The following is a 23,193-nucleotide window of genomic DNA, read 5'->3' as shown; positions in this document are numbered from 1 at the left end:
CGATCACGGTACTCACCGGCCGGGGTCGCCGGAGCATCCCCGACCGGCGAGACGCGGAAAAAATCCCCGCGGGCGCGGGTCAGCTGTCGCGGACCTTCGCGGCGCGCTTCGCCGCCCAGCCTGCGAGCCGTTCCCAGCGACGAATCGCCAGCATCCGGTTCGCAGTGCGTTGTTCGGCGGCCACGCGCTGGTCCTCGCGCATTCGTATTCTCGACATATCCTCGTAGATCAACATTCGCTTGGTCTCCTTCGTTCGTAGCCCGGTCGGTCGGGAAGTCGGGATCGGGGTCTTCTCGGCGTATCGCCGATTCACGGTCTGGACGAGTCGGATGCGGTTCATGCGACGAATTCCTCCTGCCTGGTCTGGTTCTTGCGCGGACGTCCCCTCGGCCTCTTGCGAGCGATGACGGCTCCTCTTTCGAAGATCTCGCCGCCCCACACGCCCCACGGCTCACCGCGGGACAGGGCACTCGCCAGGCACTCTGCTCTGATGGGGCAGTCCGTACAGAGTTTCTTGGCCTTTTCCAACTCGGCCGGGGTATCCCCGAACCACAGGTCCGGATTGCCGAGTTGGCACGGCAAGTCGGTACGGCCCGTCCCGGCTGCGTCGAGGACACCTGCGATGCCGGTACAGGATTCCTCGTCGAGTTCGGGTACGGCTCCACCGTCGACTGGAACCGTTGCGGTCAACACTTGCTCTCTCTCCTTGTCTCCTCGGTTCGATATTCGGTTGTGGAGTACGGCCCCCGAAACACAAGAAGGCCGCGGAACCGATGACGGTCCGCGGCCTTCTCATGCCTTGAGGGTCCTCGTGGGTCAAGGGCATCGGTCCGGTACGGACGACAGCATCGGCATATCTGGGGTCATCACGACCTGCTCGACCGCCATCTGCACGCCGACGGTGCTACGGCGCGCGCGAGTGATTCCGGCGGACTGTGCGCAGGCGCGCTCGAACTGACCATGAGCGCCGAGGTGACCGTCGATCTCCGTGAACTTCAAAACCACTTCGGCCACCTCCTTCATCGCTACGCACGCCGCCCCGCTCGGGAACCGGCGCCGGGGAACCCTTCCCCATCCACGGGCCACGTTGAACCCGGTGCTTGCAGGCTATTCGGATCGGGTACGCGGGTGCAACTCTTTTTTGGAATCTTCTTCCGCGAGCCCCGTCACGGCGACCAGATCGCCCCCGACCAGGGCAAGGACATCCTCGCCGAACCGTTCGAGCTTGGTCGCGCCGATCCCCGGGATCGCGACGAGCGCACGGGTATCGGCCGGTTGTTGTTCGGCGATCGCGAGCAGTGTGGCATCGGTCAGCACGACGTAGGCGGGCACGCCGAGCGACTTGCACTTCGCCGAGCGCCATTCCTTGAGCCGCGCCAGCAATTCATCGTCCACATTGGACGGACAATGATCGCAACGGCCGAGTTTCACGGCCAGCGCACCGGTGAGCGGCCCGCCGCAGACCCGGCAGGTGCCGCCGCGTTTCCCGGTTTTCTGGCCCGCGGATTTCGGCAATCGCGCTGCCGGGTGATCCTCGGGAATCACCCCATAGAGAAACCGGCTGCGCCTGCGATTCGGTTTTCCGCCCTCGTGCCGGGAAAGCGCCCAGGACAACGACAGCCGTTCACGCCCGCGCGTGACACCGACATAGAGCAGCCGTCGTTCTTCCTCGATCGCGGCCTCGTCCCCCTCCGCGTGCTGGATCGGCATCGTGCCCTCCACGAGCCCGACACAGAACACGGCATCCCACTCGAGCCCCTTGGCCGCGTGCAGCGAAGCGAGCGTCACCCCTTCCACCTTCGGCGGGTGCTGCGCGTCCGCACGCTGCTCGAGCTCGCGCACGAAATCCGCGACCCCCGCCTGCGGAACGCTCGCGGTGAGTTCCTCGGCGAGCTCGACGAGTGACAGCAGCGAACCCCACCGGTCCCGCGCTGCGCCGCCCTCGGGCGGTTCGGCGGCGAGCCCGAGCGGAGCCAGCAGCTCGCGCACCCTGCCGGGCAATGGCTCGCTCGTCTCCCCGGCCGTGCGCAGCGCCGCAAGCGCTTGCCGTACTTCGACCCGGTTGAAGAACCGCTCCCCGCCGCGGACCAGATACGGCACCCCGGCATCGGCGAGCGCCTGCTCGTAACGCTCCGACTGCGCGTTCACCCGGTACAGGACGGCGATCTCGCTCGCCGGGACCCCCTCGGCGATCCAGCGCTTGATCCGCCCCGCGACCGCGGCCGCCTCGGCATGCTCGTCCGGGTGCTCGGCGAACTCGGGCTCCGGTCCCGGCTTCCGCTGGCCAACCAGGCGCAGGCGGGTTCCCGCGGGGCGGTTGCGCGCCGCCCCGATGACCTGGTTGGCGAGGGAGACGACCTGCGGGGTCGAACGGTAGTCCCGCTCGAGGCGAACCAGGGTCGCCTCGGGGAACCGCCTGGTGAAATCGAGCAGCGGACGCGGCGAGGCACCGGTGAAGGAGTAGATCGTCTGGTTGGCGTCGCCGACGACGGTCAGATCGTCGCGCCCGCCGAGCCACGCTTCCAGCACCCGCTGTTGCAGCGGGGTCACATCCTGGAACTCGTCCACCACGAAGCAGCGGTACCGGTCCCGGAACTCGTGCGCCACCTCGGCGTTGTCCTCCAGCGCTGCGGCGGTGTGCAGCAGCAGGTCGTCGAAGTCGAGCACCTGTGCCGCGGTCTTGGCTTCCTCGTAGAGCGCGTACACCTTCGCGAGGAGCTCGGGCGCGACCGGAGTGTCCCGATGCGCCCTGCTCGCGGCGGTGGCGTACCCGTCCGGGGTGATCAGAGAGGCCTTCGACCACTCGATCTCCGAGGCGAGATCACGGAGCGATTCCGGCTCGGTGGACACGCCACAACGATGCGCCGCCCGCCCGACGAGCTGCAGCTTGCGCTCCACGAGATCCCACGGGGCGCCGCCGATCACCTTGGGCCAGAAGTACCGCAGCTGGCGGAACGCCGCCGCGTGGAAGGTGCGCGCCTGCGCCGAGGCCACGCCGAGCGCACGCAGCCTGGTGCGCATCTCCCCCGCCGCGCGGGCGGTGAACGTCACCGCGAGCACCTGACCAGCCGCGACGTGCCCCGCGGTGACCAGCTGCGCGATGCGGTGGGTGATCGCCCTGGTCTTCCCCGTCCCCGCACCGGCGAGCACGCAGACCGGACCGCGCGGAGCGAGCACCACGGCACGCTGCTCGTCATCGAGCCCCTCGAGCAGTGTCGGTACCAACTCCCTCGGTCCTCCCTCGCGCATCAGCAGAGCGTTCTCAGCCATCCTCGCAGATGCCTACGACACTCCCGGCCGTATCCTGGTAGGCATGGCTGGTAAGGAGAAAGCCTCGGCGCAGGAAAAGCAGCAGCAGCGTGCCGAACGCAAGCAGAAACGCGGGCAGTTCTTCGAAGCGTTCAAGATGCAGCTTCGCGAGGACAAGGGCCTCATCCCGTGGCTGCTCGGCACCTTCATCGTCATCGCTGCCGTGGTGTTCGCCATCGGCTGGATCATCGGGCAGCCATGGATCCTGCTCCCGCTCGGCGTGGTGCTCGGTGTGCTCGGCGCGGTGATCGTGTTCGGGCGGCGAGTGCAGCGCAACGTCTACGCGAAGGCGGACGGGCAGCCGGGGGCCGCGGCCTGGGCACTCGACCAGCTGCGCGGTGGCTGGCGGGTCAAGCAGGCGGTCGCGGGCACCACCCAGCTCGACGCGCTGCACCGAGTGGTCGGCAGGCCGGGGGTGATCCTCGTCGCGGAGGGCGCGCCGCACCGGGTCAAGTCGCTGATCTCCCAGGAGAAGAAGCGCATCGCCCGGGTCATCGGGCAGACCCCGATCTACGAGGTCATCATCGGTGACGAGGAAGGCCAGGTGAAGCTGTCCAAGCTGCAGCGCCACCTCATGCGGCTGCCCCGGAACATCACCACCAACCAGGTGGACGAGATCGAGAAACGGGTCACCGCGCTCGGCACCAAGGGCGCGGCCATGCCCAAGGGGCCGACCCCGCAGGGCGCCAAGATGCGCAACGTGCAGCGCACCATCCGCCGCCGCTGAGCAGCCGGGTGCTCAGCGCGCGTTGAGCACCATCGTGCCCGAGGCCCGGTCGTGCAGGCCGCGATTGTCGCTGTTCCATACGCAGGCCGGGACGATCGGCGCGATGAGCAGGGTGCGCAGTGCCGCCCTCGGCACCCCGACCAGCTGGGTGCCGTCCATGCGGACCACGCGCAGCCCGAGCAGCGCCATGCCCGGGGTGAACCCGAAGAAGCCGTGCCCGATCACGGTGATCACGTACCAGATCCCGACACTGACGTAATTCTGCTGCAGCATCGCCGGGGTGTCGGTCGGATTCGCACGCAGGAACAGGGCGCCGATCAGTCCGGCGATCACCAGGTCTACCAGCAGTGCGCCGAGCTTGCGCCCCATCGAGGCCACCGAGCCCTTGCCCGACTCCGGCAGCTCGAGACGTTCCCCGGGGTAGGCCTGCCGGTCAGCCTGATCGGCCGTGGGCGGCCCGGACAGCCACGACCCCGTCCACCTGCTCGAACGCTGCGTATCGTTCACACAGCGAGGATAGCCTCGCCCATTCGTGCGCACGGTATCGCGCTCGTCACGGCTGTGTCCTCGGTTCGCCTCCTCACTCGCTCCGCTCCTCGCTCGCCGGGGCTCGCTACGATGCTCGCTCGATCGTCGCCTTCACGAATCGGTTAACGTGAGCGAAACCTGCGGGTGATGGTCGAGCAACACCTCGAACATAGATTCGCCGGAGACTGCAACCACGATGAAGGAGCAGGTGACGGTGTTCCAAACTACCGACGAGGTACTCGAGTTCATCTCTGACGAAGGGGTGAAGTTCGTCGACGTTCGGTTCTGCGACCTGCCGGGCGTCATGCAGCACTTCACGGTGCCCGCGAAGGCGTTCGACGCTGACGCGATCACCGAAGGGCTGGCATTCGACGGCTCCTCCGTGCGCGGCTTCCAGTCCATCCACGAGTCCGACATGCTGCTGCTGCCGGACCTCACGACCGCGCGTGTCGATCCGTACCGCACCGAGAAGACACTCAACGTCAACTTCTTCGTGCACGACCCGTTCACCCGTGAGCCCTACAGCCGGGACCCGCGCAACATCGCGCGCAAGGCCGAGCAGTACATCACCGAATCGGGCATCGCCGACACGGTCTTCTTCGGCCCCGAGGCGGAGTTCTACCTGTTCGACTCCATCCGTTTCGACTCCGCCGAGAACGCCTCCTTCCACGAGATCGACTCCATCGAGGCCTGGTGGAACACCGGTGCCGATGAAGAGGGCGGCAACAAGGGGTACAAGACCCGGTTCAAGGGCGGCTACTTCCCCGTCCCGCCCCAGGACCACTTCGGCGACCTGCGCGACCGCATCTGCCTGCAACTCGAGAGCGTCGGCTTCACCATGGAGCGCGCGCACCACGAGGTCGGCACCGCGGGCCAGACCGAGATCAACTACAAATTCAACACCCTGCTGCACGCCGCCGACGACCTGCAGCTGTTCAAATACATCGTCAAGAACACCGCGCACCAGGCCGGACGTACCGCCACTTTCATGCCCAAACCGCTCTACGGCGACAACGGCTCCGGCATGCACTGCCACCAGTCACTGTGGAAAGACGGACAGCCGCTGTTCCACGACGAGTCCGGCTACGCGGGCCTTTCCGACAGCGCACGGCACTACATCGGCGGCATCCTGCACCACGCGCCCTCACTGCTCGCCTTCACCAACCCCACGGTGAACTCCTACCACCGCCTGGTGCCCGGATACGAAGCCCCGGTCTCGCTCGTCTACTCCCAACGCAACCGGTCCGCCTGCGTACGTATCCCGATCACCGGAGACAACCCCAAGGCCAAGCGCATCGAATTCCGCTGCCCCGACGCATCCGGGAACCCGTACCTCGCCTTCTCCGCCATGATGATGGCCGGACTCGACGGCATCAAGAACAAGATCGAGCCGCCCACACCCATCGACAAGGACCTCTACGAGCTACCGCCCGAAGAGGCCCGCGACGTCCAGCAAGTGCCCGCCGACCTCGGATCCGTGCTCGACGCTCTCGAAGCCGACCACGACTACCTACTCGAAGGCGGCGTGTTCACCCCGGACGTCATCGAAACCTGGATCGCGTTCAAACGCGAGCACGAGATCGACCCGCTGCGGTTGCGCCCGCACCCCTACGAGTTCGCGCTCTACTACGACGTCTGATCAGCCGGGCTGATCACCAGCGGCGAATCTCAGAGAACGACGGTTGACCTGCGATAACCAATTTCAACGGATCGCAGCGTCTTCCGTCGTTTTCTGCTGTCATGTGCCCCAGCCCCCCATCCGTCCACTGTGGACGATGGCGCGAGCGAGCTCAGACCAGGCCGCCGAGGAGGCGGCGCAGTTCGGAGCCGGTGGCGGCAGCTGTTCAGAGAGTTGATCGAGTGCGTGTCTGCAGAGCTCGAGCTGTGCCGATTCGTTGGTTACCCCTGCAGTGCCCGACGAAGCTGGTAGACACCCAGCGAGCCTGTCCTCCTAGGGTGACGAGCTTCCTTGGGTGACGAGGCGGGCTCAACACGTCCTTCATGCCATCAGCGGGCGAGGGTGGCGCGGTGCACACCAACGGCCCTCTCCGCTTCGCCGGTGCTGACCAGTCGCTGCGCGGGCATGGGTGGACGCCGACGCGCGGCGGCTTGCGCGGGGTCGGTTCGATGAGATCTTCCAAGCACGGGCCGCGCCGGACGCGGCGGTGTGTCGCCCCTCGGCCACGCTGCGGCAGGCACATGCTGATGACCCATGTGAACCCAAGAGGAAGGCCGTCATCCCCCACACATGACAACGGCGAAACCTCACGCCGAAGCGACACCAGCACCGAGCCGACTCCAGGAAGCAGGCCTAGGCGCCCCATCCTGCCGCCCGACGGAGACGGCCTTGTCCCAGGTCGACAATCCGACCACTACAAGTCAATCCCCCAACTCGGTGGCGAACAGGTGGACTTACTTCGCGGTTAGCTGTGTATAACGCGCATAACGGACATCGCCAGCCGTCTCGGCTTCGGCGGAACCGTCGCCCCTCCTCGCGCGTCCGAGTGCCGAAGCGAGAGACTTGTCAGAACCGGTACTACGCCAGTGATAGGTCCGCTACACTCGCCAAACACGAGGCGCAAGCGGTTGGTCGAGGGAGGGAACCCGATGCCAGGAAGCATGCAGTACGACAGCGCCGCGATGCAGAACGCGATGAAGACGCTACAGGACGCCTACAACAAGCTTACGAAGATGCAAAGCGATGTAGATTCCCTTAAAGACGTGGTACCGCCCGGGCGTTCAGACTATACCGGTCAATTCCACCAAGCCCTCGTCAACACCAACAATGCTTTCCGTGCGAATCACCAGGCGCGCCTCAAGGAAATAACTGACGCCTTGACAGAACTTGTTGCCATCGATAAAGCATACAATAATTCAGAGCTGGTAAATAAGCTCACTCTGCAAAAGTTTGATAAGGCCGAGAGTAAAGGGTAGCCATTGCGTACCGCTACACTGGGAGTACTCGCGCTTGGTGCCACAGCCTTCGTTCTTGCTTCGTGTTCTGACCCGATCACGGGCACGCCTACCTCGGCGGAGTCATCCCCTTCGCAGACGAAAGAATTGCATGGCGCTCCCCACGTAGATAAGCCGCTTGACACTCAAAAGTTCAAAACAGATCCATGCAGCGCCCTGACTCCGGAACAATTGAAATCACTCAGTGCGTCCCTCGGGATTGGCACAACAGGCGAGCCGGAGCACCGGAGGGGACTTACAGACAAATGTACGTGGATGGGTTCTACTAGCACCATGGCAGATGTTGGATTCCTTCAAGGGGGCGGCGGACTATCTTATATCTATGCCCAACGCAAAGAATCTCCTGTTTTCGAGGTTCGTCCCCCTATTGACGGGTATCCAGTAGTGCACGAAGCCGGAGGACCGGAACGTCCCGGAGACTGCCGAGTGGTAATAGGCGCTTCCGATGATCAAGCTGTTGCGGTCGATTACTCGCAGCCTTCTGGCGACGTGAAACCGTGTGATGCCGTAACCAAGGTGGCCACGGAAGTTGTGCGGACGTTGAAGTCGGCGGGCTGAGATTTGCTAGGCGTCATGGTGAGCGGGAGGTAGTCATGGGACTGGGCGACGCCCTTTCAGCGGTAGGTAACGGGCTTTCGAAGGCTGGCGAAGCGATCGGGCATGCCGCCGAAGAGGTCGCGGAAGATATCGGAGAAGGTATTGAAACCGCGGGCCAGTACCTGAAAGTCCATTTCATGGGCGGTAAGGTCGGCGGAGTGGACCCGCACGAAATCTGGGAGTATTTCCACGGCGGCCCCGGCACGCCCACATATGAAGCGGCTAAAGACGTGTACGGTGATGCTGGCAAATCATATGGGGGAATCTCGCAGCACATCAACGCCGCGAAGCAGCAGCTCGACTCCGGGTGGCATGGAGGAGCCGCTGACCGGGCCCGCGCTGCGATGAGCCACGTCCAGAACAACTTCGACGCTGTGGGCAAGTTCTCGGGTTTCGCGTCCGGCCATATCGGTCAACAAGTAGATTCATTTAATGACGCGAAGAGCAAGGTGGTCCCCGTAGCAGACAAACCACCGTCCGGCGGAATCGGCGGCCTGGATCCCATCAGCATGGCAGTGGGTATGCCCGCCGATATCAAGGCGATGGATTACCAGAATAAGGCTCAGGCAAACCAGCACGTATACAAGGGATATGGGGGCGCCACCACCCCCCAGGGCACGGCCCTTCCAAATAATCAGGTTCAAGCGCTACCTATGGGGGACACGGGTTCGCCAGATCCGACGACAACGAGCGGTGGGCAGACCTCGAGCTACAACTTCTCCGGTGGTTCTGGCGGGGTGAATCTCGGCAGCGGCCCGTCCACGAGTGGCAAGAATCGGTCGACTCCGTCGGTGGGTACTCCTGGCGGTACCTCGGCGCAGAGTGTGGAGGCTCCGCCGTCGAATGGCCCGGTGAACGTGCCTCCGCCGAGCAACGGGCCGGTACCTGATCCCAGTCGTGGACCGTTGGCCCCTGGTCCGATCGGTGGCGCTGATCCGCGTCTCCCAGGTGGTGGCGGGGAACCGTTCTCGCCCGGTCCGGGTGGGACCGGCGGTGCACGAGGTGGCGGAGTTCCCCCGTTCGCACCGGTCACAGATGGTGCTGGTGGGCGCGGTGGGTCGACGCTGCGCGGCACACCGAAGCCCGGCACGTTCCGTGGCGGCAGCTTGAAGGAGCCCGAATCCGGTAGTGGTAGCGGCGGCAAGGGCTCGGGAACGACCGAGCGAACCCAGCCGGGTGGCCGCACCGCGGCCAAAGCACTCGGCGCGGAACCGGAAGGCACAGCCGCTGGGAAAGGCGCTGGTGCCGCAGGCAAGGGCGGTTCCTCGGGCGCTGTTCCTCCTGGTGGACGTGGCGGTAAGAAGAAGGACGACGAAGAGCACGAGACGCCCTCGTACCTGATCCACGAGGAACACGGCAACCAGATCGTCGGCGACCTGGATCCGACCGCGCCACCGGTTATCGGCGACACGGCCACGGATCAATGAGCCGGATCCAGTTTCCGTTACACTTGTCTGCTTCGACGTTCGCGTTGACCTGGGACTTCGCTGAAGACGTCGGCGAGTTGCCGACACCGTTGTTCGCCTTGTACGAAGGCACGACCGACGACGAGGTTCTCCGCTCAACGGTCGGTGCGTACCAGGAGTTGTTTCGCGGAGGTGCGTTCGACGAGGCGTTCGCGAACGAGCTCGAGCGGGTGTACCAGGCGCTCTCTGGTCCACCGTTGGAGTACTACGGGTATGTAGCGCGCGAGGACGGAACGACCTTCAGTGTGTTCGTCGCCTGCCACGACCGGTACGCCTATCTCGCGGTTCTCGACGGGGACGTCGTGATGATCAACCAGGTCTCCCCGGACTACGCTGCAGAGGCCCTCGTCTCGGTGTTGCCGGAGTATCCAACCGGCGCGTTCCGCTCCGCGAGCGCTCCGGCGAGCGAAGTCGTCGGGGATTCCCCTCAAAGCAACGGCAGCGTGATGGTACCCGCAACAGCCAACCGCAGCGGGGATGCTGGCCTTCTGGCTCGCCTGCTCCGTGGCAGCAATCCGCCTGGTAAGGGGCAGCTGTACGTCGCCATGCGGAACAAGCACGGACGCCGACAGGCCAGCGAAGAGTTGACGAACTACATCGACCACGCTGAATACGGACGAGTGATGTTCTACAAGACCGGACCAGCAGAATCTGAGTACATCACCGCACGTGCTGGTCGACCGGACAACCTCGCGGGGCGGCTGTACGAGGTGCGGGACGGCCTCCGGTAGCTGGACACATCGGCATGGCAGAAGATTCCGCTCCAGGCGGTGGCGTTCGGCTACGCCCGTACCAGGTCGAAGCGGTCGATGCGATCGTTGCCAGGCTACGGCGTGGTGGTCGTGGGCAGTTGCGGGCGGCGTGCGGGACGGGCAAGACGCTGGTGATGGTGCACGCCAGCGATCGACTGGTCCCGCAGTGGGGAACGGTGGTGGTGCTGTGCCCTTCCCTGGCGTTGGTTGCTCAGCTGTTGGCGGTGTGGTCCGAGCACGCGCCAGATCATGCGGTGATGGCGGTGTGCTCGGACATCGGAGTGCGGGACTCGTTCGTGCATACCAGCGACCTGCCGTGCCCGGTCACGACGAACGCGGACGAAGTCGAGGCCTGGCTGCGTAAGCACCAGAACACGCGACGCCTGCTGGTCGGAACCCACCAATCGGCCCAGGTAGTCGCGGAAGGTCTCAGCCTGGTGGGCTGCCGCCCGGACCTACTCGCCGTTGACGAGGCGCACCACACCGCGGGCAGCCGCAAACACGTCGCGCTCGTGCACGACGACACCCAACTCCCTGCGGCGCGGCGCTTGTACGTGACCGCAACACCGAGGATGCTCACCGACCAGGCCTCCGACTCGTCCGAACAGGACGGGGATGAAGCCGTGTTCTCGATGGACGATTCGGACGTGTTCGGGGCGGTCTGCTTCGACTACCGGTTCTCCCAGGCCATCGACGAGGGATGGCTGGATGATTATCGGTTGGCAGTCATCGGCGTAGCACGACCGGATGTGCTGGCCATGCTGCGACGAACTGATCCGGACGCAGTGTTGGATCCGAGACTGCCGCGGATCCGCACCACACTGGTGCAGCTCGCCCTTGCACAGGCGGCTCGCAGGTGGAGTCTGCGGAGGGTGATCACATTCTGTCCGCGCATCGATGAAGCGGCCGAGTTCGCCCGTTCGATGCAACGCACGCTTGATCAAGCTCCGGACGGGACACGACCCGCGGGCGAACTCCGAGCTCACCACGTCTCAGGACGAATGAACGTGCGCCAACGCGAGTTGGTCATGCAACAGCTTCGCCATCCGCCAGCCGATGGGTGGACCGTGGTTGCCAACGCGCGGTGCCTCTCCGAGGGTGTCGATATACCCGCGGTTGACGCTGTGGTGTTCGCGCATGCGAAACGTTCCACCGTCGATATCGTGCAAGCGGTTGGCCGAGCACTGCGCCGCAATCCTGAAGGACACGGTACCGCGACGATCCTGGTACCGATCCTGTTGCCCGACGACCCGCACGCGTTGACCGATGTCGGGGATCCCGGTGAATACGAGGCGCTGTGGGAGGTCGTACGGGCACTTCGCGCGCACGACGACACCCTGGCCGCGGAACTCGATCGCAGTCGCACCCGCTATTCATCGGAGGAACCGCAGCTACCAAGCAGAATCCTGATCAGTCTTCCCGACGAATACCAGACGGGGAACCTCGCCGAGACACTGTCGGTACGGTTGGTGCGCTCCGCATCGCCACCGTGGTGGGGCGGGCTTGCTGCGGCGCGCGAGTACTACGCCCAGTACGGGCAACTCGATGCCAAGATCGGATACCGTACTCGCTCGGGCTATCGACTTGGCAAATGGTTGAGCCGCCAGCGCGCACTGCGTCGGCAGGGCCAATTGCCCGCAGAACGGAGAGAACTACTCGACGAGCTCGGTGTGCGATGGGACGTCGACGAAGAGCGCCGCGCAGAGAAAACCGCCGTGCTGCACGCCTACCGACTCGAGCATGGCCACGCCGGAGTACGGCCGAATGAAGGTGTTCCGGAGTTCCCGAACCTCGGACATTGGCTGGCATCGAAGCGGTACGAAAATGAACGCGGCAAGCTCCCCCGTGAGCAGGTACACGAGCTTGACGCAATTGATCCGTTGTGGATGCACCCGAAACAGGCCCGGGTCATTGCGGCCGTCCACGATTACTACAAGCATGTCGGCAGTCTCAAGGAGATTCCCCGCGCCCACCGTGAACATGGAATTCCGTTACGAACATGGTTGCGTCGTTGGCGTGAAGAGCGAAACAACGGAATACTGCTGCCAGCTGTTGGGGACGCCTTAGACGAACTCGATCCAAGTTGGTCTCGTCCTGATACCCCGTGGGATCGCAATCTTGCGGCCGCGCGCGCATTCCACGCCCGCCACGGACACGTGAACGTACCACGTGGCCATATTGAAGACGGGGTTCGATTGGCCAGGTGGATCTCAGCCCAACGACAACAGCGACGCGCGGGCAAGCTCTCGGCTCAGCAACAGGCCATTCTCGATGAACTGGGATTCGATTGGTTAGGAGTTGATATCCCCTGGGAAGAAGGCTTGGAAGCCGCCCGTAATTACCACCGTCGAACCGGCCACCTCATGCCGGGTCCGAAACATCGAGAAGACGGTCTCTTACTTCAGAGCTGGATCGCGCATCAACGCCACCGCTACCAGACGGGCGAGCTCGAACCCGAACGTATTGCCGCGCTCGAAGAACTCGGCATGCAGTGGGACAGCACGGTGCAGCGAGATCGCGGTCTCAATGCCGCTCGATGCTTCTTCGAAAAGCACGGCCACCTCGATATTCCGTCTGGCTACCGCACCGAAAACGGATACCCCCTTGGATCCTGGCTTCAGGAACGCCGTAACCGCTATCGGAAAGGTAAGCTTCCGGACGAGCTGGTCACCGCGCTCGATGAAATCGGCATGATCTGGGAACCTCGCGGGAACCAGTGGGAGCGCCGTATTGAAGCCTGCCGCCAGTATCGGGAGCTACACGGTAACCTCGATGTCCCGCCGCCGTATCGCACATCAGATGGACTTCAATTGGGGATCTGGGTCCGCGACCTTCGCGCTAGGTACCGCAAAGGGAAGCTCACTGCGCAACAAATCAGGCAACTAGAATCAGCCGGCATGAACTGGATCCCGCCGATGCTACGAGGCAACCCATGAGACCACAGTCTGCGGCTCCCGGACAATCGCGGGACAGGTCGAAATTCAGCCACTAAGGGTTCCTGACAGAGACCGGCACCGACTCAAAAGCAACTCAATCTATTAGGGCCTCTAAGCGGGGAAACCGTTCTCAAACTCGACCGCTACCTACCGCCTGATGATGACGGCGGTTACGCGGATCGCTACGAGCTGTTCTACATGTAGTCCTCGAGCACATCGCCGCGTCCGTTCAACCGGGAATTCGTCAGAGCACAAGCTGGAATCCCGTCCACCAGGAGATGTCAGCCCGTTTTCACCGCGGCGTTCTCCCGGGCGGTCGCGAGGCGCTCGCACAGGTGACCGGTCGCGGCGGCTCCTGCCACGGCGAGCAGGATGGGCACGAGCAGCTGGTGTGGCGCGTTGGTGAATTCGACGGTGAGCACGACCGCGGTGATGGGCATCCGCTGGGATGTGGCCAGGAATGCCGTGGCGCCGACGATGGCGCAGGATCCGATGGACAGGCCGGGCCACATCGCGGCCCAGATTCCGCCGAGCACGACGCCCATGAGCGCGCCGTTGGCCAGTGATGGCGTGAGCAGTCCGCCTTCGGCTCCGCCGCGCAGGCACAGGGCGACGATGACGATGCGGAACACCAGCAGTCCGACCGCGACTCCGAGGATGGGCCGGCTGTCGAAGGCGAGCTGCACTGGCCCTTTGCCGTTGCCGAGCAGCTCTGGGAAGGCGATGGACAGGGCACCGGCGATGAGGAAGGCGAGCGGGGCGAGCAGCATGATGAGTCTGCCGTGTGGCGCGCTTTTCCGCGCCCGCGCGGCGAGCTTGGCGAATCCGTGGGCGACCACGCCGGTGATCGGGCCGATGATGACCGACCAGATGGCCAGCGAGGTGCCGACGGTCAGGTCTGGCAGATGGTACTGCGGGGTGTCGGGGAGCCCGATCCAGGAGATCACGGTGGCGAGCACGGAGGTCACGACGGCGGGCAGCACGGCGCGCACCGACCAGGTTCCGAGCAGCACCTCGAGGGTGAACACGGCCCCGCCGACGGGCACGTTGTAGACGGCGGCGAGCCCGGCACCCGCACCGCAGGCGACGAGGATCTGGCATTCCCGGGCGGTCAGCCGGGCCCTGCGGGTGAGCCAGCCGGCGAACATCGCCCCGATCTCGCGTGGTGCGACCTCCCTGCCGAGCGGCGAACCGAGCGCGACGGTCACGATCTGCAGCAGTGCATGGCAAGTCGTGGTGAGCATGGGCATGCGCGGGTCCTCGCTGCGCACGGCCTTGGCGATGCTGATCAGCGGACGGCCGAACCGGTACACGGCCCACCAGCCGAACCCCGCGATGAGCCCGGCGATCGCCATGACGATGAGCCTGCGCGGCCAGGCGGCCGAGGTCACGCCCGCGGTGAAGGAACCGCCCACATACCCGTAGGCCAGGTGCTGCAGGGCGTGCAGCAGCAGGGCGAGACAGGTCCCGCCCACACCGGCGCCGAGCCCCACGAGCACCGTGACGACGGCGAGCCGGACGAGCCCCGAACTCTGCTGTTCTCCGCTGCGCACGCCGGGCATTCTGCCACCGGCGGGGAGCGGGAGCCGGAAGCCGAGCAACCGTGGGGTGTCGGCGTTCTGCCTGGTCAGCCCCTGGCTCCGGGAACGGTGCGCGCCATGTCCGGCGATCACAGTGACCGGGATCGCCACCGCGATTACGCTGCCCCCATGGAACAGCCACCTCGAAGCTATGACGAGTTCACGGCAGGCTCGCTGGAGCAGCGGCGGCAGTGGTACGGCAGCCTCACCGAACACGAACAGGACGCGCTGTGGATGGAACAGTTCCGGCGCTACCGCGAGGCGCACGCGCACGAACTGTCCACCCGGCAGGAGCAGATCATCGAGGCGGCGATGCGGCTCTTCCACGGCATCAAGGATCCGGTGGCGATCCGCGAACTCGGCGAACAGGCCCGCGACGCGTTCGGCTTCGACGAAGCACGCAGGCTGTTCGCCACGCTCGGTCCCGAGGAATGACGCCGGTTTCAGCCTGACCGGATGGGCCGGATCCCGGTCTTGGCCCGTTCGACCAGGTTTCGCAGTGGCCCGGCCGCGGGTAACAGGGTCCGCCCGATCCCGGCAGCGAACCGTTCCGCGACCTGTGGGATCGACAGCTCATCGATGTGCAGGTGTTCGGCGAACCGCTTGTCCCCCAAAGCATCCCGACAACGGTCGACCTGGGAAAGCGCCCAGGGGTCGGCGCGCAGTTTGCCGATGATCTCCTCGAAGTAGTCCCCCACCATGAGCGTCATGGGCACGATGATTCGCTGACCATACTTCCGGACAACCGCCGGTGCAGTTCGAAGGCCGTCTGGGTTTTCCCGCCACCGAACGGGCCGTTGATCCATACGAGAACCGGTGCCATTCTAGAGCTCCCGGATGATCCGCGCCGGATTTCCCGCGGCGAACACCGCATCGGGAATGTCTTTGGTGACAACGCTTCCCGCGCCGATCACGGTGTTCGATCCGATACTCACCCCGGGGCAGACGATCACCGCGGCGCCGAACCAGGCGTTGTCCCCGATGCTGATCGGAGCCGTTGTCTCCCAACGATTCCGGCGCATCTCGTGATCGGATACCGGATGCAGCGCGGTCACCAGCTGGGTGCGCGGGCCGATCGAACAGTCGTCGCCGATGGTGATCGGCGCACCGTCCATCAGGATGCAGTCGTAGTTGAGGAAACTGTTGCGCCCCATGGTGATCAGCGATCCGTAGTCGCACTGGAAACGCGGCATGATCCAGGAACCCTCACCGAGTCCGCCGAGCAGTTTGCGCAGAATCGCCTCGCGTTCATTTTCCTGACCCGCGCGGGTGGCATTGAACTCGTCGAGCAGTTCCTGGCACCGTCTGCGTTCGGCGACCAGCTCGGGGTCTTTGTCCTGATACAGCTCGCCGCGCAGCATCCGTTCCTTGTTCTCACCCATGCTCCGACGATAGCCGCAGGAACAACTCGGTGCAGTGCGCCACGAGTTCGGCGCGGGACAGCTCCAGCCCGCCTTCCAGCCAGGCGGTCAGCACCTGCGCGAATCCGCCGACGGCGAACTCGGCCTCGACATTCAGCGCCGTCACGGCGAGTTCGGCGCTTTCCTGCTCGCCGTAGTGTTCGCGCGCCTGCTGACCGAGCAGTCCGGCGAACAACCGGGCGGATTCGCCGCGCTGCACCGCGAAGGATTCGCCCGCGAGCGCGGTAGAGAACAGCAGGCGGCCCAGCCGCGGATCGTCCCCGATCAGCCCGATGATCCGGCCGACGCCCGCGGTGACCTTCGCCCGGGTGCCCGCCCCCGCCTCGGCGACGGCGGCCAGGGTCGATTCGGCGACCAGCCCGACCACATGGTCGTAGACCGCCTGCTCGAGCGCGGAGCGATCGGTGAAGCTCTCGTAGAAATAGCGCGCGGCGAGCCCGGCCTGCTTGCACACCCCGCGCACGGTGAGCGCGTTCTCCCCGGTGCCGAGCAGTTCGAGCCCGGCATCGATGAACCGCTCCCGGCGCGCTGACCTGCGCTCGGAACCGCGCACGCCGCCGTAGGTGCGCAGCGGGGCCTGATCTTGACAGCTCGTCACGGGTATGAGTATATATCTGCATACGGTCGTTCGCAGATTGGCGGTGCGAGGTGCGCGAGCCGAAGAGACTGCTGGACACGGTGCACGGCGCCGCCCTGCTCGGGGCAACGGCGAACGTGATCATGCAGCTGGCGATGCTTCCCGTCGGGCACGGTGTCGCGGAGAGCCGGGTGCAGAGCGGACAGCTGTTCCGGCACCCGATCAAACGACTGCGCACCACGCTGACCTATCTCTCGGTCGCGATCTCCGGAACCGAGAAGGAGCGGCGGCTCTACCGGGAGGCTACGAACGCCTCGCACCGCGATGTGCACTCCCGCCCCGGCGATCCGGTGCGCTACAACGCCTTCGACCGGGAACTACAGCTCTGGGTCGCCGCCTGCCTGTATAAAGGTGTCGAGGACACTTTCCGGCTCCTGAACAAGGGTGTGCAGGTTCCCGAGCACATCTACCAGGAGGCCGCGACGCTTGGCACCACGCTGCAGGTGCCCGCCGAGATGTGGCCCGCCGACCGCGAGGAGTTCGAGAAGTACTGGCAGGACGGGATGTCGCGGATCGAGATCGACGAACTCGTGCAGGAGTACCTGTACAAGCTGATCATGTTCGAGTTCATGCCGAAACCGTTCGGGAAGATGCTCGGTGATTTCAACAGGTTCGTCACCACGGGCTTTCTACCCGAACCGTTCCGCGAGCAGCTGGGCCTGCCGTGGAACGCGCGCAAACAGCAGCGATTCGAACGGCTGATCGGCCTGATCGGCACCCTCACCCGGCCGCTTCCACCGATCCTGCGCAGGTTCCCGTTCAACGGCTATCTGTGGGATATGCGGGTGCGGATCCTGTTGCGCCGCAAGCTTGTCTGATCGTCACGCGTCGTAGAACAGCCGCTCGAAAACCTCGCGCGCGTGCCGCGCCGTCCGTTTGTAGTGATCCAGGAACTCACCGGGATCGTCGAAATTCTCGAAACCGCACACGCCGGCCACCGCGGTCAGTTCCCGTCCGGCGCGGGGCAACTGATCACTTTGCTTGCCCCGCACGAGCATGGTGGCATTGCGCGCCTTGGTGGCGAGCAGCCACGCCTCGAGCAGCGCCTCGGCATCCGGCTCCTCGATGAGCCCGGCGTCCTGGGCCGCACGCAGTGCCTCGATCGTCGACGGGGTGCGCAGCTCCGGTACCCGGCCGGCGTGTTCGAGCTGGAGCAGCTGCACCAGCCATTCCACATCGGACAGTCCGCCCTTGCCGAGCTTGGTGTTGGTGGACGGATCGGTGCCGCGCGGCAGGCGTTCGTTCTCCACCCGCGCCTTCATCCGCCGGATCTCGGTGGCCCGCGCGGTACCGATACCGTCTTCCGGGTACCGGTGCCGGTCGGCGATCGCGAGGAATTCCGCGCCGAGTTCCTCATCGCCCGCGATGGGCCGGGCGCGCAGCAGGGCCTGGAATTCCCACGTGTCCGCCCATTTCTCGTAGTAGCCGCGATATCCGGAAAGGGTGCGCACGAGCGGGCCCGCCTTGCCCTCCGGGCGCAGATCGGCGTCCACCTGCAGCGGCGGATCCTGCGAAGGAGAGCCCAGCAGCCTGCGCACGGTTTCGGCGACCCGCGAGGCGTACCTGACCGCGTCCCGGTCCGCGGCCCCCTCCAGCGGGCGGCACACGAACAGCACGTCGGCATCCGAACCGTAGCCCAGTTCCCGGCCACCGATTCGCCCCATACCGATCACCGCGATCGTGGCTTTCCTGCCGTCGGCGGCGACCGATTCGGCGCGGTCCACCGTGTAGAGCACGGCCTGCAGCACCGCGATCCACACGGTGGACAGCGCCGCACACACGGTCTCCGTCTCGATCATGCCGAGCAGATCGGCGCAGGCGATGCGCAGCAGCTCGTGGCGGCGCAGCGAACGCGCCGCGGAGACGGCATTGGTGAGCAGCCCGTGCCTGGCGACCGCGCTGCGCATGGCCGCGGTGACTTCCTCGGGGGCGCGCGCGACGAGCGCGCTGTCGTTCGCGAGCAGTCGCAGGGTCTCCGGGGCGCGCACCGCGAGATCGGGGATGAGCTTCGCGGTGCCGAGCAGGTAGACGAACCGCTGCGCGACGGTGCCTTCGTCTCGCAGGAAGCGCAGGTACCACGGGGTTTCGGCGAGCGCATCGGAGACCTTGCGGTAGGCGAGCAGCCCGCCGTCCGGGTCCGGGGTGTCCGCGAACATGCCGAGCAGCGCGGGAAGCAGAGTGGACTGGATCGAGGAGCGCCGGGAGACCCCGGAAGTGAGCGCGTTGATGTGCTGCAGCGCGCCGTCCGGTGCGGCGAAGCCGAGTGCCGCGAGCCTGCGCACGGCCTGGTCGGTGGTCAGCCGCAGGTCTTCGGTCGGCACCCGGGAAACGGCATCCAGCAGCGGCCGGTAGAACAGCTTCTCGTGCAGCCTGCGTATCCGGGCCGCGTGCGTGCGGAACTGGGCGAGCAGGCTGGCCGGCATGTCCTTGCCGCGTACCGGGGTGATGCGCGCGGAACGGGCGAGCCAGCGCAGCCCCTCGAGGTCGTCCTCGGCCGGGAACACGTGCGTGCGGCGCATCTTCTCCAGTTGCAGCCGGTGCTCGAGCAGGCGGAGGAAGGCATAGGACTCGGCGAGCTCGGCGGCATCGGTCCGGGCCACATAACCGCCCGCACCGAGCGCGCGCAGCCCGTCCATGGTGGACTGCCTGCGGATGTCTTCGTCCGTGCGGCCGTGCACCAGCTCGAGCAGCTGCACGGCGAACTCCACATCCCGCAGCCCGCCCCTGCCGAGCTTGATCTCCCGTTCCCGGAAGTCCGGCCGGATGTGCTCCTCGACGCGGCGGCGCATGGACTGCACATCGGTCACGAAGTTCTCCCGGTCCGCGGCCTGCCAGACCATCGGGTACACCGCGTCCAGGTAGCGCTGGCCGAGCTCGGTGTCCCCGGCCACCGGCCGCGCCTTGAGCAGGGCCTGGAACTCCCAGGTGCGCGCCCATTTCTCGTAGTAGGCGATGTGCCCATCGAGGCTGCGGACCAGCGCACCGGCCTTGCCCTCGGGCCGCAGGGCGGCGTCCACCTCGAAGGCCGCCGCGCTCGCGATCCGGATCATGGTGCTGGCCAGTTTGGTCGCGCTGGGCAGATCACCCTCGCCGACGAAGACCACGTCCACATCGGAGACGTAGTTCAGTTCACGCCCACCGCATTTGCCCATGGCGATCACCGCGAGCGAGCAGGGTTCGGCCTCGGCGTGCTCGGCGCGCGCCAGCTCCAGGGCGGTCCGCAGTACCGCCTCGGCGAGTCCGGTGAGGGCCGCCATGGTCTCCTCGAGGCTCGGGGTGCGCAGCTCCGGTTCCACCGTGCCTGCGAGGTCCTCGGCGGCGATCCCCGCGAGCAGGCCCCGGTAGCAGGAGCGCAGCGCGGCGATCGCGGCCGGGCCCGCGGTGTCCCGCAGGGCGTTCGCGAGCACCTCGTCCGGATCGGCCGGGTCCGCGGCGCGCAGCCAGGCGCACTGCTCCGGGTTGGCCACGAGATGGTCGCCGAGCGCAGTCGAGGCCCCGAGCACCCCGAACAGCCGGCCACGGAACCGCGCGGAATCGGTCAGCCACTCGGAGAGCCTCGGCCACTCGTCCCCTGCCGCGGTGCGCAGCCGGTCGAGGGCGCGCAGCGCGAGGTTGGGGTCCGCTGCCCGGGCGAGCGCGGTGAGCACCGGGTGCGCCGGAGGCACCGGCCCAGTGTCATCCCACCATCCCGCGGCACGCAGCTCGGTCTCCGAGCTCGCGTCGGTGAGCCCGAACCGCGCCGGCGAGGGAACCCCACGCCTGCGTTCGTTCATCACCGACCACACTACTGCGCCGCTACGCGGCCAGCGGCACGTCCTTGTCGTCCTTCTTCGACTTCGACTTCGACTTGGTGCGGGTCATGCTGTCCTTCGCGAAGGTGTCCGCGCCGACCTTGCTGCGCCTGGCGAGCACGAACAGCAGGATCGCGATCGCCAGCCCGACCAGTCCGACCGTGATGAACCCGCCGGTGCCCAGCTCGGCCACATAACCGGCGAGCGCACCGACGAGCGCCGCGGCGGGCAGCGTGATCGCCCAGGCGGCGACCATCCGGCCGACGATGCCCCAGCGCACCGCGCGCGCCCCGCGGGCGACCCCGGAGCCGACGATGCCGCCGGAGACCACGTGTGTGGTGGACAGCGCGAATCCGAGGTGCGCCGAAGCCAGGATCACCGCGGTGGAGCCGGTCTGCGCCACGAAACCCTGGGGTGCCTCGATATCGGTGACATCGGTGCCCACCGTCTTGATGATCCGCCAGCCGCCGAGGTAGGTGCCGAGCGCGATCGCCGCACCCGCCGAGACGATCACCCAGGTGGGCGGCGCCGCACCGGTGGGGAGCGCGTTCATCGACACCAGCGTCAGCGTGATCACCCCCATCGTCTTCTGCGCGTCGTTGGTGCCATGCGCGAGGGAGACCAGCGAGGCCGAGGCGATCTGTCCCCAGCGGTACCCGCGGGTGCGCACATTCCCGCTCACTCCGCGGGTCATCCGGTACACCAGAGCGGTTCCGCACACCGTGGCCAGACCGGCAACGACCGGAGCGGCGAGCGCGGGGAGCAGGATCTTCTCCACGATCGCGCCGAAGTGCACCGCCCCGGTGCCCGCCGCGACCCAGGCCGCCCCGATCAGCCCGCCGAACAGCGCGTGCGAGGAGCTCGAGGGCAACCCGAAGTACCAGGTGACCAGGTTCCACAGGATCGCGCCGACAAGCGCACCGAACACCACATTCGGGGTCACGACCCGTTCGGCGACGATCCCGGAGGAGATCGTGCGCGCCACCTCGACCGAAAGGAACGCCCCGACGAGATTGAGCACCGCGGAAAGGCCCACCGCGAACTTCGGTCGCAGCGCCCCCGTCGCGATCGAGGTCGCCATGGCATTCGCCGTATCGTGAAAGCCATTGGTGAAATCGAAGGCGAGCGCCGTGATCACGACGATGATGATCAGCGAGTAGTCCATGCGGACCTCCGTCCGACTGTTATGGACTGTGCACGGAAAGTCATACCAGCGGAATCGATATCCGTGAAGAGGCGGGCTCGAGCTCGCCTGCGGCCAGTCGGACGAATCGGGCGGCGAACGGCCGCCAGGTCTCGGTCAGATATTCGTGCACCGTGGCAAGGTATTCTGGGTCCAGCGTCCCCGCCCGCGCCGCGGCCGCACCCTCCGGAGCCTCTGCTGCCCAGTCGAGCACGATCCGCGGGGTGGTCTCGATGTGGAACTGGGTCGCGTATCCCGACTGCCCGACCCGGAACGCCTGGTTCGTACACCGTGGTGCCGCGGCGAGCAGCTGCGCCGAACCGGGCAGTGCGGTGATCTCGTCCCGGTGGAACTGGATCACGTCCGGGGTGAACGGCAGCTCCGCCCAGAGCGGGTCCTGATTGGCCGCGTCCCGCTTCGCCACCAGTGAGGGACCCGACTCCGCTCCTTCCGGCATCTCTCGGACACGACCGCCGGTGGCCACCGCCAGCAGCTGGGCGCCGAGACAGATCGCCAGCGTCGGCACCCGGTTCGCCACCGCCGAGGACAGGAGTGCGCGTACCTTCGCCAGCCACGGATACTGTTCATCGTCCAGCGCACCCATGGCTCCACCGAGCACGACCAGCCCGGAGAATCCTTCGAGATCCGCGGGAACCTGGTCCTCCGCGAAGGGCCGGCACACCGTCAGTTCTGCGCCGGCCTCGGTGAGCCAGTCGGCGAGCGGACCTGCTGGGTCCGTCGCGTCCGGCTGGACTATCAGCAACGGGGTCACGGAATAGCAGGGTAAGTCTTGACCGCAAGGACCCGTTCGGCGGCCGCCAATTTGGTGGGGAGGCGTTATCCACGCGTCACCCGAGGTAGAGCTGCTCATCGGCCTGTGGGTGACCGGAGACTACCGATGGTGTCTGTACCGGTCCCGCGCCGCTCTGGTCACTGTGGTGTATTCGTCAAGGCTTGAACAGCGAAAGGCACGAATAAGAAAGGCCCGGTTCAACGGACAATCCGTTGAACCGGGCCTTTTCAGTTTGTGTTCGGCGGTGTCCTACTCTCCCACACCCTGGCGGGTGCAGTACCATTGGCGCTGGTGGGCTTAGCTTCCGGGTTCGGAATGGGGCCGGGCGTTTCCCGCACCGCTATCACCACCGAAACAGTCGTGAACCATTTTTTTGTTTTCGACCCTGTCTCAAGACCTGCAGGTCTTGGGGGGTTGTTGGTTCAGAATCGTATAGTGGTTGCGGGCAGAGCTTGTTACGTTTTGTTCGCGTTTAGTGTTTCCACCGCATCTGGTGTGGT

General features: G+C 65.9%; 21 protein-coding genes and 1 rRNA gene. 9 read left to right on the top strand and 13 right to left on the bottom strand.

What is annotated here, in order from left to right; translation table 11 throughout:
* Positions 1–79 precede the first annotated feature (79 nt).
* The 4 genes from A37U_RS51535 to A37U_RS0115675 form a co-directional block, all read right to left on the bottom strand.
* Positions 80–235, bottom strand: a complete 156-nt coding sequence (locus A37U_RS51535) for a hypothetical protein (RefSeq protein ID WP_156365344.1) — start codon at positions 233–235, stop codon at positions 80–82.
* A 101-nt stretch (positions 236–336) separates the two neighbouring features.
* On the bottom strand, positions 337–693 hold the full coding sequence (locus tag A37U_RS0115685) for a WhiB family transcriptional regulator (RefSeq protein ID WP_020497597.1): 357 nt from the start codon (positions 691–693) through the stop codon (positions 337–339).
* Positions 694–816: 123 nt separating this feature from the next.
* Complete coding sequence (locus tag A37U_RS0115680; protein WP_020497596.1) at positions 817–1,023, bottom strand: hypothetical protein; 207 nt, start codon at positions 1,021–1,023, stop codon at positions 817–819.
* An 84-nt stretch (positions 1,024–1,107) separates the two neighbouring features.
* Positions 1,108–3,270 carry an ATP-dependent DNA helicase UvrD2 gene (locus A37U_RS0115675; RefSeq protein WP_020497595.1) on the bottom strand — a complete coding sequence of 721 codons (2,163 nt, stop codon included), beginning with the start codon at positions 3,268–3,270 and terminating at the stop codon, positions 1,108–1,110.
* 43 nt (positions 3,271–3,313) lie between these two features.
* On the opposite strand from A37U_RS0115675, the gene A37U_RS0115670 reads away from it, so the two are divergent.
* Positions 3,314–4,036: a DUF4191 domain-containing protein gene (locus A37U_RS0115670; RefSeq protein WP_020497594.1), complete on the top strand. Its 723-nt coding sequence runs from the start codon at positions 3,314–3,316 to the stop codon at positions 4,034–4,036.
* Between the two features lie 12 nt (positions 4,037–4,048).
* Here A37U_RS0115670 and A37U_RS0115665 read toward each other — a convergent pair whose 3' ends face one another.
* Positions 4,049–4,543 carry an RDD family protein gene (locus A37U_RS0115665; protein ID WP_020497593.1) on the bottom strand — a complete coding sequence of 165 codons (495 nt, stop codon included), beginning with the start codon at positions 4,541–4,543 and terminating at the stop codon, positions 4,049–4,051.
* A gap of 217 nt (positions 4,544–4,760) precedes the next feature.
* Here A37U_RS0115665 and glnA point away from each other — a divergent pair, with 217 nt between their 5' ends.
* The 6 genes from glnA (at position 4,761) to A37U_RS49705 (ending at position 13,288) form a co-directional block, all read left to right on the top strand.
* Positions 4,761–6,203 (top strand): type I glutamate--ammonia ligase, encoded by a 1,443-nt coding sequence (glnA, locus tag A37U_RS0115660; protein WP_020497592.1) that lies wholly within the window; start codon positions 4,761–4,763, stop codon positions 6,201–6,203.
* A 968-nt stretch (positions 6,204–7,171) separates the two neighbouring features.
* Positions 7,172–7,498 (top strand): hypothetical protein, encoded by a 327-nt coding sequence (locus A37U_RS0115655; RefSeq protein WP_157182851.1) that lies wholly within the window; start codon positions 7,172–7,174, stop codon positions 7,496–7,498.
* Between the two features lie 3 nt (positions 7,499–7,501).
* A complete protein-coding gene (locus A37U_RS54880; RefSeq protein ID WP_083933546.1) occupies positions 7,502–8,095 on the top strand; it encodes a DUF3558 domain-containing protein in 594 nt (197 codons plus the stop codon).
* Positions 8,096–8,130: 35 nt separating this feature from the next.
* Positions 8,131–9,561: a hypothetical protein gene (locus A37U_RS51530; protein WP_157182850.1), complete on the top strand. Its 1,431-nt coding sequence runs from the start codon at positions 8,131–8,133 to the stop codon at positions 9,559–9,561.
* Positions 9,558–10,331 carry an ESX secretion-associated protein EspG gene (locus A37U_RS0115635; RefSeq protein ID WP_020497587.1) on the top strand — a complete coding sequence of 258 codons (774 nt, stop codon included), beginning with the start codon at positions 9,558–9,560 and terminating at the stop codon, positions 10,329–10,331. Before A37U_RS51530 ends, A37U_RS0115635 begins: the two co-directional genes overlap by 4 nt.
* A gap of 14 nt (positions 10,332–10,345) precedes the next feature.
* Entirely contained in the window at positions 10,346–13,288 is a 2,943-nt protein-coding gene (locus A37U_RS49705; protein WP_083933544.1) for a DEAD/DEAH box helicase, read from the top strand.
* A gap of 281 nt (positions 13,289–13,569) precedes the next feature.
* Here the strand turns inward: A37U_RS49705 and A37U_RS0115615 are convergent, their stop codons facing one another.
* The gene (locus tag A37U_RS0115615; RefSeq protein ID WP_020497583.1) at positions 13,570–14,979 is read right to left on the bottom strand and encodes a chloride channel protein; all 1,410 of its coding nucleotides are present in this window, start codon (positions 14,977–14,979) and stop codon (positions 13,570–13,572) included.
* Positions 14,980–14,997: 18 nt separating this feature from the next.
* On the opposite strand from A37U_RS0115615, the gene A37U_RS0115610 reads away from it, so the two are divergent.
* The gene (locus A37U_RS0115610) at positions 14,998–15,303 is read left to right on the top strand and encodes a bacteriocin fulvocin C-related protein (protein WP_020497582.1); all 306 of its coding nucleotides are present in this window, start codon (positions 14,998–15,000) and stop codon (positions 15,301–15,303) included.
* An 8-nt stretch (positions 15,304–15,311) separates the two neighbouring features.
* On the opposite strand, the gene A37U_RS0115605 is transcribed toward A37U_RS0115610, so the two are convergent.
* From A37U_RS0115605 to A37U_RS0115595, 3 genes are all read right to left on the bottom strand, one after another.
* Positions 15,312–15,578 carry a hypothetical protein gene (locus A37U_RS0115605; RefSeq protein WP_020497581.1) on the bottom strand — a complete coding sequence of 89 codons (267 nt, stop codon included), beginning with the start codon at positions 15,576–15,578 and terminating at the stop codon, positions 15,312–15,314.
* 114 nt (positions 15,579–15,692) lie between these two features.
* Positions 15,693–16,250 carry a sugar O-acetyltransferase gene (locus A37U_RS0115600; protein WP_020497580.1) on the bottom strand — a complete coding sequence of 186 codons (558 nt, stop codon included), beginning with the start codon at positions 16,248–16,250 and terminating at the stop codon, positions 15,693–15,695.
* The gene (locus tag A37U_RS0115595; RefSeq protein WP_020497579.1) at positions 16,243–16,887 is read right to left on the bottom strand and encodes a TetR/AcrR family transcriptional regulator; all 645 of its coding nucleotides are present in this window, start codon (positions 16,885–16,887) and stop codon (positions 16,243–16,245) included. Before A37U_RS0115595 ends, A37U_RS0115600 begins: the two co-directional genes overlap by 8 nt.
* A gap of 50 nt (positions 16,888–16,937) precedes the next feature.
* Between A37U_RS0115595 and A37U_RS0115590 the strand changes: the two genes are divergently transcribed.
* The gene (locus tag A37U_RS0115590; protein ID WP_020497578.1) at positions 16,938–17,744 is read left to right on the top strand and encodes an oxygenase MpaB family protein; all 807 of its coding nucleotides are present in this window, start codon (positions 16,938–16,940) and stop codon (positions 17,742–17,744) included.
* Between the two features lie 3 nt (positions 17,745–17,747).
* Here the strand turns inward: A37U_RS0115590 and A37U_RS0115585 are convergent, their stop codons facing one another.
* The 4 genes from A37U_RS0115585 to rrf form a co-directional block, all read right to left on the bottom strand.
* Entirely contained in the window at positions 17,748–20,699 is a 2,952-nt protein-coding gene (locus A37U_RS0115585; RefSeq protein ID WP_026197261.1) for a bifunctional [glutamine synthetase] adenylyltransferase/[glutamine synthetase]-adenylyl-L-tyrosine phosphorylase, read from the bottom strand.
* A gap of 22 nt (positions 20,700–20,721) precedes the next feature.
* Positions 20,722–21,882 carry an inorganic phosphate transporter gene (locus tag A37U_RS0115580; protein WP_020497576.1) on the bottom strand — a complete coding sequence of 387 codons (1,161 nt, stop codon included), beginning with the start codon at positions 21,880–21,882 and terminating at the stop codon, positions 20,722–20,724.
* 40 nt (positions 21,883–21,922) lie between these two features.
* Positions 21,923–22,672, bottom strand: coding sequence for a type 1 glutamine amidotransferase (locus A37U_RS0115575; protein WP_026197260.1), 750 nt, complete (start codon positions 22,670–22,672; stop codon positions 21,923–21,925).
* Positions 22,673–22,929: 257 nt separating this feature from the next.
* Positions 22,930–23,047 (bottom strand): 5S ribosomal RNA (rrf, locus tag A37U_RS0115570).
* Positions 23,048–23,193: the final 146 nt, after the last annotated feature.

Origin of the sequence: Sciscionella marina DSM 45152 (genome assembly GCF_000379465.1) — a bacterium.
GTDB classification, from domain to species: domain Bacteria; phylum Actinomycetota; class Actinomycetes; order Mycobacteriales; family Pseudonocardiaceae; genus Sciscionella; species Sciscionella marina.
This window is presented reverse-complemented; position numbering and strand designations above follow the sequence as displayed.